Annotated in this window: 19 protein-coding genes; 7 read left to right on the forward strand and 12 right to left on the reverse strand. The window is 65.5% G+C overall.

Features of this window, described 5'->3' with window-relative positions:
• Positions 1-4: 4 nt before the first annotated feature.
• Positions 5-415, reverse strand: coding sequence for a PGPGW domain-containing protein (locus ACWHYV_RS19705; protein WP_447978194.1), 411 nt, complete (start codon positions 413-415; stop codon positions 5-7).
• Positions 416-463: 48 nt separating this feature from the next.
• On the opposite strand from ACWHYV_RS19705, the gene hutH reads away from it, so the two are divergent.
• From hutH to ACWHYV_RS19725, 4 genes are all read left to right on the forward strand, one after another.
• Positions 464-2029: a histidine ammonia-lyase gene (gene hutH, locus ACWHYV_RS19710; RefSeq protein WP_447978195.1), complete on the forward strand. Its 1566-nt coding sequence runs from the start codon at positions 464-466 to the stop codon at positions 2027-2029.
• Complete coding sequence (locus ACWHYV_RS19715) at positions 2026-2385, forward strand: hypothetical protein (RefSeq protein ID WP_447978196.1); 360 nt, start codon at positions 2026-2028, stop codon at positions 2383-2385. Before hutH ends, ACWHYV_RS19715 begins: the two co-directional genes overlap by 4 nt.
• 1 nt (position 2386) lies before the next feature.
• On the forward strand, positions 2387-4030 hold the full coding sequence (gene hutU / locus ACWHYV_RS19720) for a urocanate hydratase (RefSeq protein ID WP_447978197.1): 1644 nt from the start codon (positions 2387-2389) through the stop codon (positions 4028-4030).
• A gap of 72 nt (positions 4031-4102) precedes the next feature.
• Positions 4103-4522, forward strand: coding sequence for a hypothetical protein (locus ACWHYV_RS19725; protein ID WP_447978198.1), 420 nt, complete (start codon positions 4103-4105; stop codon positions 4520-4522).
• Positions 4523-4617: 95 nt separating this feature from the next.
• On the opposite strand, the gene ACWHYV_RS19730 is transcribed toward ACWHYV_RS19725, so the two are convergent.
• From ACWHYV_RS19730 to ACWHYV_RS19765, 8 genes are all read right to left on the reverse strand, one after another.
• Positions 4618-5274 (reverse strand): endonuclease III domain-containing protein, encoded by a 657-nt coding sequence (locus tag ACWHYV_RS19730; RefSeq protein WP_447978199.1) that lies wholly within the window; start codon positions 5272-5274, stop codon positions 4618-4620.
• A 51-nt stretch (positions 5275-5325) separates the two neighbouring features.
• Positions 5326-5520: a 30S ribosomal protein S21 gene (rpsU, locus tag ACWHYV_RS19735; RefSeq protein ID WP_447978200.1), complete on the reverse strand. Its 195-nt coding sequence runs from the start codon at positions 5518-5520 to the stop codon at positions 5326-5328.
• Positions 5521-5569: 49 nt separating this feature from the next.
• Positions 5570-7093, reverse strand: a complete 1524-nt coding sequence (ftcD, locus tag ACWHYV_RS19740; RefSeq protein WP_447978201.1) for a glutamate formimidoyltransferase — start codon at positions 7091-7093, stop codon at positions 5570-5572.
• The gene (gene hutI / locus ACWHYV_RS19745) at positions 7093-8277 is read right to left on the reverse strand and encodes an imidazolonepropionase (RefSeq protein WP_447978202.1); all 1185 of its coding nucleotides are present in this window, start codon (positions 8275-8277) and stop codon (positions 7093-7095) included. The genes ftcD and hutI overlap by 1 nt, the downstream gene beginning before the upstream one ends.
• Positions 8278-8511: 234 nt before the next feature.
• Positions 8512-8850 (reverse strand): hypothetical protein, encoded by a 339-nt coding sequence (locus ACWHYV_RS19750; protein WP_447978203.1) that lies wholly within the window; start codon positions 8848-8850, stop codon positions 8512-8514.
• A 58-nt stretch (positions 8851-8908) separates the two neighbouring features.
• Positions 8909-9262, reverse strand: coding sequence for a hypothetical protein (locus ACWHYV_RS19755; protein WP_447978204.1), 354 nt, complete (start codon positions 9260-9262; stop codon positions 8909-8911).
• A gap of 406 nt (positions 9263-9668) precedes the next feature.
• Positions 9669-9908: a sulfurtransferase TusA family protein gene (locus ACWHYV_RS19760; RefSeq protein ID WP_447978205.1), complete on the reverse strand. Its 240-nt coding sequence runs from the start codon at positions 9906-9908 to the stop codon at positions 9669-9671.
• 47 nt (positions 9909-9955) lie between these two features.
• Positions 9956-10498 carry a DsrE/DsrF/DrsH-like family protein gene (locus tag ACWHYV_RS19765; RefSeq protein ID WP_447978206.1) on the reverse strand — a complete coding sequence of 181 codons (543 nt, stop codon included), beginning with the start codon at positions 10496-10498 and terminating at the stop codon, positions 9956-9958.
• A gap of 144 nt (positions 10499-10642) precedes the next feature.
• On the opposite strand from ACWHYV_RS19765, the gene ACWHYV_RS19770 reads away from it, so the two are divergent.
• Entirely contained in the window at positions 10643-11302 is a 660-nt protein-coding gene (locus ACWHYV_RS19770) for a S16 family serine protease (RefSeq protein WP_447978207.1), read from the forward strand.
• On the opposite strand, the gene ACWHYV_RS19775 is transcribed toward ACWHYV_RS19770, so the two are convergent.
• The gene (locus ACWHYV_RS19775; protein ID WP_447978208.1) at positions 11299-13311 is read right to left on the reverse strand and encodes a cation:proton antiporter domain-containing protein; all 2013 of its coding nucleotides are present in this window, start codon (positions 13309-13311) and stop codon (positions 11299-11301) included. The two genes, ACWHYV_RS19770 and ACWHYV_RS19775, sit on opposite strands and share 4 nt — an antisense overlap.
• 115 nt (positions 13312-13426) lie before the next feature.
• Here ACWHYV_RS19775 and ACWHYV_RS19780 point away from each other — a divergent pair, with 115 nt between their 5' ends.
• Complete coding sequence (locus tag ACWHYV_RS19780) at positions 13427-14191, forward strand: HAD family hydrolase (protein ID WP_447978209.1); 765 nt, start codon at positions 13427-13429, stop codon at positions 14189-14191.
• Here ACWHYV_RS19780 and ACWHYV_RS19785 read toward each other — a convergent pair.
• Together ACWHYV_RS19785 and ACWHYV_RS19790 are read right to left on the reverse strand one after the other, a co-directional pair.
• Positions 14130-15749 carry an MBL fold metallo-hydrolase gene (locus tag ACWHYV_RS19785; protein ID WP_447978210.1) on the reverse strand — a complete coding sequence of 540 codons (1620 nt, stop codon included), beginning with the start codon at positions 15747-15749 and terminating at the stop codon, positions 14130-14132. The genes ACWHYV_RS19780 and ACWHYV_RS19785 overlap by 62 nt on opposite strands.
• A complete protein-coding gene (locus tag ACWHYV_RS19790; protein ID WP_447978211.1) occupies positions 15750-16163 on the reverse strand; it encodes a VOC family protein in 414 nt (137 codons plus the stop codon). It abuts the gene before it with no gap.
• Between the two features lie 312 nt (positions 16164-16475).
• Between ACWHYV_RS19790 and ACWHYV_RS19795 the strand changes: the two genes are divergently transcribed.
• Positions 16476-17231, forward strand: coding sequence for a hypothetical protein (locus tag ACWHYV_RS19795; RefSeq protein WP_447978212.1), 756 nt, complete (start codon positions 16476-16478; stop codon positions 17229-17231).
• Positions 17232-17263 lie beyond the last annotated feature (32 nt).

Below are 17263 nucleotides of genomic sequence, written 5' to 3' on the forward strand. Positions count from 1 at the left end.
GAAGTCAGGCTTCGTGGGCCACGGTAAGCGGCGGCCGGCCGAACTTCTCACGCAGCTTGTTGATGGTGTGCAGGACGGTCGGCTGTCCGATCAGCCTCCGTTCGAGTTGGCGTTTACCGGGAAAATCCAGGAGCGAGATCCCGACCAGCATGGTCAACACCCCCTGCCCGGGCAGGAAGAGCATGGCGAGGCCGGCCAGCAACAGGACGGCGCCGATGACGTTCTTCGCGATGTGCCCCGTGAGCCTCAGGATCGGATGGTGATTCTCCATCCACCGGCGAGGATGGCGCTCGTCGAAGTAGTGCGGCGGCAATCTGACGAGAATGATCGGGATGGCGACGAGGCTGCCGATGAAGCCGACGGCGGACAAGAGGAACAAGCCCAGCAACACCTCGTTCGTCAGCCACCCCTCCATCGCGCGCATCCTAGCATGGAAAACCGGCAAAGGGCTATAATCCGCCCCATGGTCGCTCCCTCCTCCGATGCTCTCCTGCTCACCGGGGAAGATCTCAGCGCGCCGCAGTTCTATGACGTGGTGCTCGGGCGCCGGCCGGTTCGTCTCGCGACTCAGGCACTCAAGCGGATCACGGCCGCGTACCGAGTGGTTCAACGGGCCGCGGCGCATCCCGACCCGGTCTACGGCGTGACGACCGGATTCGGGAAGTTGGCGGACCAGCGCATTTCGCCGGCCGATATCGAGCGGCTGCAAGTCAACCTCGTTCGCAGCCACGCCGCGGGGGTCGGCGACCCCTTGAGCGCCGAAGAGACCCGCGGCCTCCTGCTCCTTCGGGCGAACGTCCTGGCCCGCGGTCACAGCGGCGTGCGCCCACTCGTCGTCGAGTCCCTCTTGACGCTGTTGAACCGCGACGTTCTCCCGATCGTCCCGTGCCGGGGCTCGGTCGGTGCCAGCGGAGACCTGGCCCCCCTGGCGCATCTCGCGCTCGTGTTGATCGGGGAGGGCGAGGCGATCGCGGACGGCCGGCGGATGTCCGGGCGGAAGGCGCTGGCACGCGCCGGCCTCAAGCCGCTCACGCTCCAAGCCAAAGAGGGGCTCTCGCTCCTCAACGGCACGCAGGCGATGCTCTCGCTGGGCTTGCTCGCGATCCGGCGAGGCGAGATTCTCTTGAATACCGCCGATGTGGCCGGCGCCCTGTCCGTCGAAGCGCTCAAGGGCACCCCGGTGGCGTTCGAAGCACGCATCCAGCAATTGCGGCCGTATCCCGGGCAGCAGGCGGTGGCCCGCCATCTGTCCGCGATGATGGCCGGCAGTGCCATCCGCGCCTCGCACGTGTCCTGTCCGCGGGTCCAGGACGCCTACAGCCTCCGCTGTATGCCGCAGGTGCACGGCGCCGTCCGCGATGCCGTCGACTACGTGAGGCGGACGCTCGAGATCGAGATCAACAGTGTGACCGATAATCCCCTCGTCTTCCCCGACCGCGATGAGGTCGTCTCCGGCGGCAACTTCCACGGGCAGCCGCTGGGCCTGGTCCTCGATCACTTGGCCATCGCGATGACCGAGCTGGCGAGCATCTCGGAACGGCGCATCGAACGGCTGATCAATCCCGAGTACGGCGACCTGCCCCCGTTCCTGAGCCCGCACCCCGGCCTCCACTCCGGCTTCATGCTCGCGCAAGTCACGGCAGCCGCGCTAGCTTCTGAGAACAAGGTCCTCTCCCATCCGGCTTCGGTCGATTCGATCCCCACGTCCGGGAATCAAGAAGACCACGTCAGCATGGGAATGGGATCGGCGCTCAAGCTGCGGCAGATCCTGACGAACGCCGAGCACATCCTCGCGATCGAGCTGTTGTGCGCCGCCCAGGGCATCGATTTTCACCGTCCGCTCCAACCCGGGGTGGGAAGCCGCGAGGCGCTCAAGGAAATCCGCCGTGCCGTGTCTCGATTGAGCGACGATCGGGTTCTGGCGGCCGACATCGAGAAGATCCGAGCCCTCGTGGCCCAGGGACGCTTTGGGGCGATCTTGACGAAGACCCTGCAGGATGCGGAGTCCCGAAGGAGGAGTGTCGTATGAAACGAACCGCCCGTTTCAGCCTTGCTCTCGCGACGGCCGTGCTTGTGACCCTCGGGGCCGACGCCGTCTCCGCAGCGGAAGAGCCGGCGGGGACAGCCGGAGAGCTCGAAATCGAGATCACGAAGAAGGGCCTCGGGAAGGAAGTGACGCTGCGGCGCGGGGCCAAGGAATGGTTCATGCTCGTGGAAGTCACGCCCGACAATACGGTCGTGATTCGCCAAGAGAAGGACCACGACTCGTACCTGGTGGACGAGAGCGAGACGCACGATCGCCCGCTGGCACCGGGCGAGGTGGATGCGGTGATCGAAGACTTCATCAACAGCGTCAAGACGCAGACGAAAGCCCAACGGAAGTAGCATGTCGATACGCGCCCCGCGCGGCACCGACCGGTCCTGCAAAGGCTGGCCGCAAGAAGCCGCTCTCCGGATGCTCATGAACAACCTCGACGACGAGGTCGCAGAGAATCCGCGGGAGCTGGTCGTCTACGGCGGCGCCGGCAAGGCCGCCCGGAACTGGGACTGCTACGCCGCGATCGTGCGCGCGCTCCGGGGGCTGGAGGGCGACGAGACGCTGTTGATCCAGTCGGGGAAGCCCGTCGGGGTCCTGCGGACGCACGAATGGGCGCCCCGGGTGCTCCTCGCCAACTCGAACCTCGTGGGCCATTGGGCCACCTGGGAGGAATTCCGGCGCCTCGAAGCTTTGGGCCTCATCATGTTCGGCCAGATGACCGCCGGCTCCTGGATGTATATCGGCACGCAAGGCATCGTCCAGGGCACCTACGAGACGTTTGCCGCCGCTGCGGCCAAGCATTTCGGCGGCAATCTTGCCGGCCGCTTCGTGTTGACCGGCGGCATGGGTGGGATGGGCGGCGCCCAGCCGTTGGCGGCGACGATGAACGGGGCCGCGATGCTCTGCGTCGAAGTCAACCCGGCCAAGATCGAGCGTCGCGTGAACACGGGCTATTGCGACCGCGTGACGGCCTCGCTCGAGGAAGCCCTGGCGTGGGTGCACGAGGCCGTGAAGGACCGCTCGCCGGTGTCCGTCGGGCTCGTGGGCAATTGCGCCGACGTCCTCCCGGAGTTGCTGCGCCGCGGGGTGGTCCCGGACCTGGTCACCGACCAAACGGCCGCCCACGATCCGTTAAACGGCTACGTCCCCTCCGGGCTGTCCCTCGAGGCCGCCGATCGCCTGCGCCGAGAGCGTCCGTCCGAGTATCTCGACCGCGCGTTCGATTCGATTGCCGTGCACGTCCGGGCGATGCTGGCCTTCCAGAAGGCGGGCTCCATCGTCTTCGATTACGGCAACAACATTCGCACGATGGCGTCCCAGCGCGGCGTCACGGACGCCTACAGCTTTCCGGGCTTCGTCCCCGCCTATATCCGCCCGCTCTTCTGCGAAGGCCGCGGCCCCTTCCGCTGGATCGCCCTCTCCGGTGACCCGGCCGACATCGCGGCGACCGACGCGGCCGCTCGGGAATTGTTCCCGGCCGACGGGGCGTTACAGCGGTGGCTCCAACTCGCGGGGCGGCGCGTGCCCTTTCAAGGCTTGCCCGCCCGAATTTGCTGGCTGGGCTACGGGGAGCGGGCTGCGATGGGGATGAAGCTCAACGAGATGGTCAAGGAGGGCCTGCTCAAGGCCCCGGTGGTGATCGGGCGCGATCACCTCGACGGCGGGTCGGTCGCGTCGCCGTACCGAGAGACGGAGGCGATGCGGGACGGGAGCGATGCCGTCGCCGATTGGCCCATCCTCAACGCGCTTCTCAACACCGCCTCCGGCGCCGCGTGGGTCGCCTTTCACCATGGCGGCGGCGTGGGCATGGGCTATTCGTTACATGCGGGGCAGGCGACCGTGGCGGATGGCACCAGCCTGGCCGCCGAGAAGCTCGAACGGGTGCTGACGAACGATCCGGGACTCGCCGTCCTGCGCCACGCTGATGCCGGGTACCCCGAAGCAACCGCGGCGGCCGAGCGGCACGGGCTTCGGATCCCGGGCAAGCCGTGACACAAGACAGTCCGCGTCGGCCGCTTGTCTGCCTGGACGTGTGACGATATAATCCGCACGCCTGGAGACACCGTGAAACCCAAACCGCGCTTCGTCATTTTCGCCCACAACGCCACCTACGACAAGCTGCACCAGGTCGCCACCCTTGGGCTGACGGCCGCCGCCTTGGGGAAGGACGTCATCGTCGTGCTGCTGTTTTGGACCATCAAGAAGGTGGCGGAAGGCCGCCTCGATGCCTTTGATTTCCCGCCTGAATACCAGTCGAATGCGCAGGAAGTCGCCAGGCTTCTCCAAGAAAAGAAGGTCCCGAAGATCTCGGAGATGTTTCAGGAAGCCAAACAGGTGGGCCAGTTTCGGCTGATCGCCTGCAGCGCCGGCCTGGAGTACATGGGCGTCGATGCGGCGGCGGTCGCAAAGAACGTCGACGAGATCCTCGGGCTCCCGGCGATCCTTTCCCTCACCGCGTCCGCGGAAACCACGCTGTTCATTTAAAGACGTCGAGCGTTACTTGGAAATCGCTGATCGGGGGATGGTGCGCCCTCGCGTGGGCGGTTCACGGGTCGCTCTTGAACGATTGGCGAGTCCCTTCACCGCGACCGCGTCACCCCGACGCGATCACAATACTTCGTCAGCTTGCAGCGGCTGCAATAGGGCGACACCGGCTGGCAGATGTTCTGTCCGAAAGGGACGAGCAGATCATTATAGGTGATCCAGTACTTGGCGGGCAGTTTCCGACAGAGCGCTTGCTCGGTCTGCTCGGGCGTCTTCGTCTTGACATAGCCCCATCGGTTGCTGATGCGATGGACGTGGATGTCGACGCAGATGCCCGGCTTCTGATAACCGACCGTGACCACCAGATTGGCGGTCTTGCGGCCCACTCCCGGCAGCGTGAGGAGCTCGTCGATGGAGTCAGGGACGCGGCCGTCGTAGTCGCGGATCAGGCGTGCGCAGATTTCGTGGATCTGCTTGGCCTTCGTCCGGTAGAAACCGACGGGATAGATCGCCTGTTGAATGTCGGGCAGCGGGAGCTTCCCCATCGAGGAGGGATCGGCTGCACGCGCGAAGAGGCGCCGGCTGGCCTCGGCGGTCGTGCGGTCCTTGGTTCGCAGGCTGAGCAGACAGGCGATCAGAACCCGGAAAGGGTCGCGCGACTCTTTGGCCACGACGCCGACGACCGGCTCCTGCCACTGCCGGACTTCGCGCCTGAGAATCCGCAGTGCGGCATGAATCTCCTCATTCCGCATGGGCTCGAGACCGGGGAGGAAATGAAACGAGAGGGGAAAAGGAAGGGGGAGCTAGTCGATCTTCCGCTTGGCCAGCCATTTCTGCCGCCGACGCTGCGCTTCCCGCTGCTTGGCTTTGCGGCGTACGCTGGGCTTCTCATAAAACCGCCGCCGTTTCAGCTCGCGAAACAGACCTTCGCCCGCCAGCTTCTTCTTCGCAACCTTCAACGCTTTTTCGACATTGTTGTTGAAAACTTTGATTTCCATCTGCGGTCGTGCGTCCTTCCTCTGCGCTCTGTGATTGAGGAAAGGGAGTCTAGCATAGCCTCTGGAGATCCACAAGGCTTTGTTCGATTCGTTCGGTCCTGGCCAACATCTCCAGTACAACAGGTTGATTTTCAATTCCTTTCACGTTTTCACGCACGTTCAGCACCCCCCCTTCAATAGCCGCACGCGCCATCAGTACCCCGACGCTGAGATCCGAGGAAGCCGAAGGCTTGGCCCATTGCCGAACACGGAGCAGCGCCTGCGCCGTCTCAGACGCCAGCTCCGCGGTTTCGAGCGGCACCCGGGCTGCGGCGATCAACTTCTCGGCGATCGCGTCCGATCGCCGGGGATCGGTCTTCGGCAACCGGTAGGCCTCCATCACGCCGCCGTACGCGTCTGCGTCCTCTTGGATCAGCGCCTGCAGGCGTGCGGTCAGTCGAGTCAGTCGCTCTTCCGCGTCCGCGAGGTGCCGGCGGCGGACTTCTCCTTCTTCGGATGACGCCGACTTCGGCGGTCCGAGACGGCAGACCATGAGGCCCAGGGAGCCGGCGAGCGCGCCGGCGAGCGCCGCAACGCTGCCGCCGCCCGGCGTCGGGGTGCCCGCCGCGAGCGCGGAAAGGAAGGAAGACACCGAGCGGCCGAGATCCTCGCGCTGCTCGCCGGTCTCGCGGGCAAGTGCCGTTTCCAATCGCGTCTCGAGAATCTGCATCGGATCGAATCGGGTCAATTTGAGCGCGGCTTGCGCGGTCTGGACGAGCGCCTGTTGCGGCACCAGCCCAACGATCTCGCTTTCGATGACCTCGACCCGATGTCGTTCGGCTTCACGGCGAACGGCGTCGTACGCGACATGGATCGGCGTCGCCTGGAAGTTCGTCAGGTTCATCGACACCTGGACCAGGCGGCGGCTTTCGAGCGGCACGCCGATGGCCTTCACGAACGGCAGGCCTCCGCTGGAGAACCGGACGGTCTTGGCGATGGCTTTCGCCACGGCCAGATCCTCCGTCCCGAGGTTGACGTTGTAGGCAATGAGGGGCGGCCTGGCGCCGACGATCGTCGCGCCCGCGGTGGGATGCAGATACGGCGGGCCGAAATCCGGCGCCCAAGCAGGATCTTGCATCCGCTGCGCCAACCCGTCCGGACCGCCCCGCCGGATCGCCTCGAGCTGCGTCCGTTCTTCGCGGGTCGCCGCGCGTTCGTAGAGAAAGACCGGGATGCCCAGTTCCTGGCCGATCCGCTGCCCGACCCGCCGGGCCAATGCGACGCACGCCTCCATCGCCACGCCCCGAATCGGCACGAACGGGATCACGTCCGTGGCACCGACCCGCGGATGGCCTCCCTGGTGTCCCCGAAGGTCGATGCTCCGCATCGCCGTCTCGGCGCACCGAAACGCCGCCTCCGCGACTGCGTCCGGCGGCCCGACGAAGGTCAGGACCGAACGATGGTGATCGGCGTCCATCTCTTGATCCAACAGGATCACGCCCGGGACGCTCCGAGCCGCCGCCGTTAGTGCCTGCACTTTTGCGGGATCCCGGCCCTCGCTGAAATTCGGCACACACTCGACGAGCGGCTCCATCAGATGACCCCCTCCCGTGAACAGACGACCCGCCCTCTCTTGATCACCACCGCACAATGGTTCATGCCGAAAAAGTAAGGAATCTCACGGTAGTCGGAAACCTCCATGACGACCAGATCTCCTTGCTTCCCGATCTCGATCGAGCCCACCTGTCGCCCCCGGTTGATCGCGTGCGCCCCGTTGATGGTGGCCGCGGTCACGGCCTCGGCCGGGCTCATGCGCATCTGCGAACAGGCCAGCGCCATCGTCATCTGCAGGTTGAGGCTGGGCGCGCTTCCCGGATTGAAGTTGGTGGCCACCGCCACCGGAATCCCGGCGTCGATGATCCGCCGTGCGGGCGGATAGCGCGTCTCGCCGAGGTGGAAGACCGAGCCGGGCAACAAGGTCGCGATCGTTCCGTGCCGTTTCATGGCGGTGAGATCCGCCTGCTGGATGTGCTCCAGATGATCGGCGGAGACGGTCTTGAGCCGCGCGGCGAGCCGGGCGGCGCCTGAATGGGAGAGTTGCTCCGCGTGGATTTTCAGCTTCAATCCGGCTCGCGCCGCGGCCGAGAGAATCGCCCGCGCTTCGGCGAGTGAGAAGTAGCCTCGGTCGCAGAAGACGTCGCAGAATTCAGCCAACCGACGGGTGGAGACGGTTGGGATCAAGCGCCGGGTCACGGCCACGAGGTACGCGGCCCGTGCGGTTTTGAATCGCGCCGGGACATCATGCAGCAGGAGGGTTGGGACGAGCTCCGCATGGCACCGCGCAGACGCACGCCGAACTGCCTCCAGCAGTTTCAGCTCCTGGGCCACGTCGAGCCCGTAGCCGCTCTTCACTTCGAGCGTCGTCGTTCCGTATTCCAGGAAGCGACGGACCACTCCGGACAATTGCTCAACCAGCTCCGGCATCGTCGCGGACCGTGTCCGAGCCGCGCTCGCTTGAATCCCGCCGCCGGCTCGGGCGATCTCCTCGTACGTCGCGCCGGCGATCCGCGCGACGTACTCGTCCACGCGGGAGCCCGCGAACAGCGCGTGAGTGTGAGAATCGACGAAGCCGGGCAGCACCACGCGGCCGCCGGCATCGATTCGCCGGGCCCGTCTCGCCGCTCCAGTTTTTGTGAGCGAAGCGGCGGAACCGACGGCCTCAATGATCCCGTTTCGAATGAGGACCGCCCCGCGCCGGATCAGCCCCACCTCGTCCATCTCCACGCCGCGACGCGGTCGACTCGGCCCACGGAGCGTCAATAATTGCCCGCAGTTGTCGAGAAGCAGGAGGCTGTCGGGAGAGGATAGAGAGCGTGACGTCACCGGAGCCTGACCAGCAGACGACGCTACCGTACTGGCCGCAGCCGGTGAAGTCAAGCCGCTGAAGGTGCGGGGGAGGGACGCACTCGAACAATCCGGCTTCCTTGCCGATTACTGCCGATCACTTGCCGATCACTTGGCGGTCGCCAGCGCGCAGGCGGCGCACCCGTCGACCGTACATTTCCACTCGGTCGCGCGCGTGCCGGCCGGCGGCTCGCTGTTGTCGGTCGGCCGATATCGGTGAAGCCAGGCGTGCTCGAGCTCATAGGCCTGCTCGGCGGAAGACGTGTAGGCAAACCAAAAATAGCGGTAGGGAAAGGGCTGGGCCGCCCGACGAACTGCTTCGGCAAGGTCGTCTCCGCTGGAGCCGACCCAATCCGCGGACTTCCCATTGCGAGAAAGGATGAAGGCGCCGGGGGCCTTCTCTCGGAGAAAGAGATGGAGGTATCGGAGCGTAAAGGGTCCGGACATGGTTCCCTCCCTTCGCGGTTTTCAGCCTCGCTCGATGGCGTCTCCGAGGAACTTCCCGTTACGACAGGACCACGTCGTGGATCAGGTGGTCATGGGTCACCTCCCGGATCAGCGCGATCCGCGAAAGCGTCGCCAGCAACAGCACGGCGCTCGAGATGGCCAGCCCGGCCGGAATAAAAAGCAAGGCACGGCGCGCCTGCGCTCGGAGTAACGCTTTCCTGAGCGCCGTCACGTCCGCGAGCCCGAGCTCCTTGCTCCAGACGAACAGGGCCACCCGTTCCAACGGCAGCTCGAGAAGAATCCCGCGTATCCCTTGGCCGGCGTCCAGAGGAGACACGATGGCGCGGTCTGCGTCGGCGCAAGCATCGATCCCCTCGAGCTGGCTTTCCTCGGATGCCACGAGCGTTCTCATTGCGCACCTCCTTAGGAGGATCACGGCTGAAGCGGGCGGTGAAGACCGTAGATCGGCCTTCCCGCTCACAGGGTGAGGGACGATCCGTGAAGACTGGGATGGAACCCGGACCGACGGGCACAAGCGCTGTCTCGACTGACGGTCCATTCGGGGCCTCCACCCTTCCACGCTCGGACGGGGCCGGTGGGTGTGCGCCGGGCCGGAGAAATCGCGGCTGCTATAACAGGGGCACTACCGGCTGTCAAGAGAAAAATACAAGATGCAGTGGATAAGGCTGAAATACGACCAATATGTTGTGGACAACTCCGAGGATAAGATGTGGGCATCCGTCTAACAAGATGTGCAGACGGTGGGCACAAAAAAGCCGGACCGAGGTCCGGCTCAGGGACCGCCGCATGCGGGGAGGTCAGCGGGTTTTCTTGACGTACGCCTTGTAGACTCGCGGAGCAGCCCCCTCCTCCTCGAGCCCGAGCATCTCATGCCCGGTCGTTTGGCACCAAGCCGGCATGTCCTTCTTGATCCCTTCATCGTCTGAAATCACTTCCAGCACTTGGCCCGGAACCAATTCCTTGATCTTCTTCGAGGTCATGATGATCGGCATCGGGCAGAAGTAGCCGAGTGTGTCCAGTTTCACGTCCGAATGCATTGACTCCTCCTTCAGCGGGGGTTCCCGCCCACGCTCGCCTCGGTGACTCAGATGAACAGGTTGACGCTCCCTTGCTTCGCTTCGGCAAGATACGTCGTCACTCCGGCCAACTGATCGACCCCCTCGATGAGCGTGTCTTTGGTAATCCCCATCAACCCCATCGTGGTGGTGCAGGCGATGAAGCGCACTCCGAGGTCCTGCGCCGTCTGAATCAACTCAGGGATCCCCGGCATCCGATGCTCCCGCATCACGCGTTTCATCATGCCCGTCCCGAGACCGAGGAAGTGAAACTTCGAGAGCGGCAGGTTCTCGGCTCCGCCCTTGTTCAATACGCCGAACATGCGGCGCAGCCAGTCTTTCGCGGCGCTGCTCGAGCCCTTTCGGCGAATGGCATTCAGACCCCAGAACGTGAAGAACATCGTCACCTGCATCCCCATCGCGGCGGCCCCCGTCGCGATGATGAAGGCGGCCATGGCGCGATCCATGTCACCGCTCAACAAGACGATGGTCACACGGTCGTGCTTGCTCTCCTGCAGCTCGGCCAGCGCGGTCGCGGCATCCAGCTTCTCTCCGGCTATCGTGTTTGCCATGTGTCACCCATGGTGCAATCGGCTTCAGTTCATTGAAAAATCGAGCACTTGACTATAGTATGCGGGTCTTTTTCTTGTCAAGGCGACGGGCCGCGATGACGGTCGATGACAGGGCTCGCCGCCTCTGCTATAAGTAGGACCACCATGATTCGCATTCCTTATCGGGTGGGGCTCGCGCTCGTTGTCGCGGCGACCATCACGCCGGGGGGCAGCGGGGCCGATCCTCACCGCTTTGCAACCGTTCCCGCCTTGGCCGTCACCGCCGGCGACAGCCGGGAAAGCGGGACGGTCCATTATATCGTCATCCAGCTCGACGAAGATCGGCAGGCCGGTGGGCCGACGCTGTATTTCAGCGAGGCGGTTCGCGGCTCGGCGGTCAGCGAGGAGTGGAAGGACGGGGTCCGTTTTGCGATTGCAGCAGCCGCCGGGCTCCTGCAGGAGGATGCGCGGCGCTGGACGGTGACGATCAAGAACCGGTCCACGGGATCCTTGACCGAAGGCACCAGCGCAAGTGCGGCAATCGCAGTCGGCTTGATGGCGGCGTGGCGAGGCGAAGCCCTGCAGCCCGGCGTCGTGTTGACCGGGAGGATCGGCCCCGACGGGCGGATCGGCGAGGTGGGTGGCTTGCCGTTGAAGATTGAAGGCGCCTCACAGTCGAAGATGCACACGGTGCTCGTGCCCCGCGGTCAGGCACGGACCGCCGAGTGGGATCTCTATGAGCACGCGCAGATGCACCGGATCACGGTCGTCGAAGTCGGCACCCTTCGCGAAGCATATGAGTGGATGACCGGGAAAGCCCGCTAGTCACCCCCTTCTTTCGAGTCGCTCAACAGCGCAATGGCCCGCTGGATCTGCGCACGGGTCCCCAGCAGGACGACGACGTCCCCCGCCTCGAGCCGCAGCTTTTCCGACGGGTTCGATTGGGTCACGCCCCCCCGCGTGACGGAAATCACCGAGGCGCCGGTCCGCGGGCGGATGGAGAGCTTCCCGAGCGTCTTTCCCGCCGCGGGAGAATCCGGCTCGATCCGCCACGTCTCCACCTCCGCGTCGCTGAGCGTCCCGCCCCGGAGGTGATGCGCGAGGTCGGGCAACGCGCTGCGCCGAAGCAGAGCGTACCCTTCCCGGCGCACCTGCTCGGCCTTCTGGACGATGAAATCCTGCGGCATCTTGAACGTCCGGAGAACGAGCGCAAAGATCTCGATCGACGTTTCGAACTCTTCGGGCACCACGTCGTCGGCGCCCAGCTCGTGCAGCTCCTGGAGCTCCCGGAGGTAGCGCGTCCGCACGACGATGTGCAGATGCGGATTGAGCCCGCGTGCGATCTGGACGGCCCGGCGGGCCGAGAACGGGTCGGAGATCGCCACCACGAGGACGCGGGCTTCATCGATGCGGACGTGGCGGAGCACGCTCGGGCTCGTCCCGTCTCCATACGTGATCGGCACGCCGTTCTTCGCCTCCCGCCGGACCTTTTCCACGTCGAGGTCCAGCACGACGTACGGAATCTCGGTCTCTGCGAGCACGCGGGCGAGGTTCCGTCCGTTCAGCCCGTAGCCGATGATGATGACGTGATCCTTGATCTTGAGGTGCTGGGCCTCGGATTGAGCCAGATGCGCCGCCGTCTTGCCGGGCAACCAATGGTGCAGGCGCTGGAGGGCCTCCGCACGCCGCGCCAACTTCGGCGAGGCCTGGATCATGAACGGCGTCAGCACCATCGTCAGGACGGACACGACGAGGAACAGTTGGTAGGCCTCGGCGGCGAGCAAACCCGCTCGCTGTCCTTCTTGCGCCAGGATGAACGCGAACTCCCCGACCTGCGCGATGGCGATGCCGCCGAGGATGGCCACCCGGGGCGGGTTCCCCGCGGCCAGCACCGACCCCGCACCCGTGGCGAACTTGCCGAGGACCACGGCCGCGATCAGCCCGAGGACGAGCCAGGGGTGCGCCAGGACGACGCGGACGTCCATCAACATCCCGACGGAAACGAAGAACAGGCTGTTGAAGCTGTCCCGCAGGGGGAGCACCTCCGCCATCGCCTGATGGCTGTATTCGGATTCGGAAATGACGAGGCCGGCGATGAAGGCGCCGAGGGCAAGGGACAAGCCGCTCAAGGACGTCAGCCAGGCGATGCCCAGACACAAGACGATGACGGTCAAGAGGAACAGCTCCCGGCTGCGGCTGCGGACGATGTGATCGAGAAACTTCGGGACGACGAACCAGGCCGTCGCCACGATGAGCCCCACCAGGACGGTGGCCTTCGCGAGCACGATCAGGAGGTCGGCGATCGCCCCCTCCGTCGGCCGGGCCAGCAACGGAACCGCGAGCATCATCGGGACGACGGCCAGATCCTGAAAGATCAGGATCCCCACGATGATGCGCCCGTGCGGCGAGTCCGTCTCTCCGCGATCCGCCAGCGCCTTCAGCACGATCGCGGTACTGCTCAAGGAGAGCAAGCAGCCCCAGAAGAAGGCCTGGCCCCACGGCAGACCCAACAGGGCCGCGATCACCGACGTCAGCAGAATCACGCTCCCCACCTGGAGTGGACCGCCGATGAGCAACAACCCCCGGGCCGCGGTGAAATGCGCCAGCGAAAACTCGATCCCGATCGTAAACAGCAGCAAGACCACGCCGATCTCCGCCATGGTCTGGACCTGCTGGAGATCGGGGACGAGATTGAGCCCATACGGACCCAGCAAGGCGCCGGCCGCCAGGAAGCCGGCGATCGACGGCAGACGGAACTGCTGGAAGAGGAAGACGACGGCAATCGAGACCGAGAAGATGAGCAGCAGGTCGGTCAGGACATGGACGTCAGTCACGCAACGCGATCCTCGGTGGACACGTAGAATACAGCACGGTCAGGAGGTGGGCAAGGTGCCTTGCCGCTTCGGCGGCCGCGGTGCTAGAGTCGCGGCCGCGATCCCGAGAGCTCTTATGGGTGCGTGGCCCCGCGCCATCATCTTCGACTTCAACGGCGTGATCGCCGACGATGAAACCCCTCATCTCCTCGCCTTTCAACAGGCGCTCCGCGAGCATGGGATCGAGCTCACGCAGGAGGACTACTATGGCACGTACCTGGGGATGGACGAGCGCACCTGCCTCACGCTGCTGCTGAGGGCGCGGCGGGGACGAGCCGACGAGGACCTGGAGACGCGCATCCACCGCCGGAAGGCCGAGCTGTTCCGCGCGCAGATGGCGGCCGGGCGTCCGCCGCTCTTCCCCGGCGTCGTCGACTTCGTGCAGGCGGCGGGCCGGCGCGCGCGGTTGGCGATCGCCTCCGGCGGCCGGCGCGAGCAGATCGTGCTCGCGCTCGCCGGCACGCCGATCGAACGGGCCTTCACCACGATCGTTGCGGCCGAGGACGCCCCGGTGGGAAAGCCCGATCCCGCGATTTATCGCCTCGCGCTCGCGCGGCTGAACGCGCCTCACGCGCCCGCGCCTCCGCTGCGAGCCCGGGACTGCCTCGTGATCGAAGATTCGGTCGCCGGCATCCAGGCCGCCCGCGCGGCCGGCATGACGGTCGTCGCGGTCGCCACGACCTACCCCCCGGACCGTTTGTACCAGGCGGACCTCGTGGTGCCGCACCCAGGAGCGCTGCAGGTCGATCGGTTGGAAGCGTTGCGCCCGGCCGAAGCCGTCAACGACCCCGCGACGGGGCGAGAAATGGAGGATCGCCGTGGTCCAGACGGTGGAGGGTGAGCGGATCGAGCAGGTCCGCGAGCGACAGGACCTGCGTCTCCGCCTCCGAGGCGGCCCGGAAGCAGTCGAACGCGCGGCTGTAGTGATAGCCGCAGCGGCGGGGCGCGAGCAGCTCACGAAGCTGCTCCGGCGGCTCCCAGTGCGCGGTCAAGAGCGCGGTTCGGGCCGGGTTGCGACGGCTGAACATGAAGGAGAGGTGGTCCGGGTACCAGTCGGCGCCCCCGGTCGCATAGGACACGAAGAGCTTCGCCTTCGCCGCCGCCGCCAATTCCGACAGGTAGCCGTTCGTGAGATAGCCGTTCTCCCCGGTCTCGAGCCACCGGCCGGGATGCGACAGGCTCGCATGCGCGGCATACGTACGCACTTCGAGCAGTTGCTGTTGGGACGCGAAGAGAACCGCCATCGGCCCGTAGCGCCGGACCAGCTCATCGATCACGCCCTCCTTGACGGCCGATTTCCCGGCATTCGTCGGGCCGCTGTCCACGTGCACCAAGACATTGCGGCCGCGGTCGGTGATCAGATAGCAGTTGCGCGGCATCTCGATGTCGCACGGATCTTCTCCAAAGAAGGGGACGGACACCACCGCGCCCCCCTCGAACACCCATTTCTCTCCATGCGCGAGCTCGACGATCTGGGTGAAGCCGAGCTCCCGAAGCAACGAGAGGTAGTCGTAATACAGGGCTCGGCGATTGCGGCGGCTCGGCACGACGATCGGAATGTCTTTGGGCATGTGCAGGAGCGTCCGGGGATCGACATGATCGTCGTGATCGTGGCTCAAGAAGATGGCGGCGGGCTTCGGCAGCAGGCCGCCCCAGAGCGACGGCACCGGCGCTTCGGCGAACCACGGCATGAGCCAGGGATCGAAGAACAGGAACTGGTCCCGCTGCCGATAGGCCAGCGAGGCATGGCCGAGATGCACGACGTCACGATCCGCGGTCGAGGCCAACCAATGATCATGAACCGTCGACCGGGAGGATACGGCGAGGCAGTCGTGCCGCTTCAGCGTCTCCAAGAGCTGCGCGATCGGCCGGGTGACCTCACGCCCGAGCGTGGCGCCGACCGTCTTGATCTCGGAGACTGTGTGCCTTCCGTCGAGGTAACCGAGGACTTTGCCGACGGCCGTGCTTGCGGGCCGGTCGAACGGGATCGGGATGGCCTGCCGTTTGACGGAGTGAAAGATTCGCAGGCCCGTATACGTCATCGTCGAGGATTTGGTCGGGTCCTTGGGATACTCCCACACGAACCGGCCGTCCGGCTCGCGGCGGGCGGTGATGTGGCGGCTGAGATGGGGACGCGAGGCGACCAGCTCGGCGTAGGCGTCCTCCAACAGGCGCTGGCGCCGGGCGTCATCCAGCGGGGCGCGATGCGAGAAGACGTCGCTGATGGCCGTCTCCACGCTACTCAACAAGAGGCTATGCGCCTCGTGCAGGCTTGCGACCACCTCGGGCGCGACACCGGCCACGAAAGGGAACGGACCCGGGGCTTCTTGGCTCTCGAGCTGCACCCAGGTCCACGGCGCCAAGGCGATGTAATCCTGGCTGCGGAGGTCGTCCAGCATTCAGCGCTCGCTCCGGCCGCAAATCAGCGGCTCATACAAGACCTGCACCACGTTTCCGTCAGGATCGGCGACGTAGAACGAGTAGCTTCCGTCACGATGCCGTCTGAGAGGTTTGATGATCGGGGCGCCATAGCGCTGGGCGCTCTCGAACAGCCGGTCGACCGCATCGGTGGATTCCATGACGAAGCCGAGGTGGTCGAGCGATTGGGGCCGCGAGCCGGCGCCTGCAGGCGGGCCGGCCGGCGCCGCCTGATGGAGTGCCAGGTTGTCCTGACCGCTGCTCAGGTACACGTTCATCGGATCCGGCTGCCAGACGACGCGCATACCGAAGAGGCGCTCATAGAACGCCCGTGCCTGTTGCACATCGGTCACGTTCAGGGCGATGTGCCAGAGCCCCTTTAACCCGCTCACCATTGGAAGAGGGGGGTCACCGCGGCGTTGCGGCGCCCGATACCGAGGCAGATCCTTGTGCCATCGAGTCTCCTATTAGAGAGCAGGAAGTGGCGGCGCCCAGTCTGGTCATCCGGTGGCTCGGAGCCGCTAGTCTAGGGAGCCATGTCGACCCCGTCAACCCCCCGTATTGAGTCATCTCAAATGTTACCCAGCGACAGCTCGTTGAGTCATGTAGACACGTTACCCTCCAAGGTTCAGGGCATCGGGCCTCAAGGAGGGGACGGATGGAGGCAACGGGCATGGCGCGACAGTCGCCGGTACGAGTATCTCCGCGTGATGTGGCAACGGTATCAAGGCGCGAGAGGGCGGGAGCGGTCGACGATCCTAGACGAGGTGGCGCAGGTGTGTGGCTATCACCGCAAGCATGTGATTCGGGTGCTGAGCCGTCGAAGCCCACCCCGGCCGCCGGTGCGCCGGGTCAGTCGACGGCGCCCGACCTATTCGGCGGAAGCGCTTGACCGGCTCGCGCAAGTCTGGGAGGCCTCGGGCTATCTCTGTGGCGTGCGTCTCAAGGCGGCGTTGCCCATGTGGCTGCCGTGGCTGCGACGCCAGGCGCCGCTGACGCCGGCGTTGGAGGCCCAGTTGCGGCGGATCAGTCCCCGGCAGATGGATCGGCGCTTGCGGGACCGCAAGCAGCACGTAAGGCGCCGGCTGTATGGGACGACGCGGCCGGGGGCCCTGCTGAAACACCTCATTCCCATGAAGACCGAACACTGGGACGTCGCGCAGGCGGGGTATCTGGAGCTGGATCTCGTGTCGCATTCCGGCGCCTCGGCAGCGGGCGAGTTCCTCCACACGCTGGATGGTGTGGATATTCACACGACGTGGGTCGAGCGTCGCGCGATCATGGGGAAGAGTCGGCACGAGGTCGTCGGGGCCATGCGGCGCATCGAAGCCGATCTGCCGTTTGGCTTGCTGGGGGTGGATTCGGACAATGGCAGCGAGTTTCATCAACGAGCCCCTATGGGCCTTCTGTCCGGAGCGGCCCGCCGGCCAGCGCGTGCAGTTCACCCGTTCCCGGCCCTATAAGAAAGATGACAACGCCCATGTAGAGCAGAAGA

It is taken from the genome of Candidatus Nitrospira bockiana, assembly GCF_965152565.1.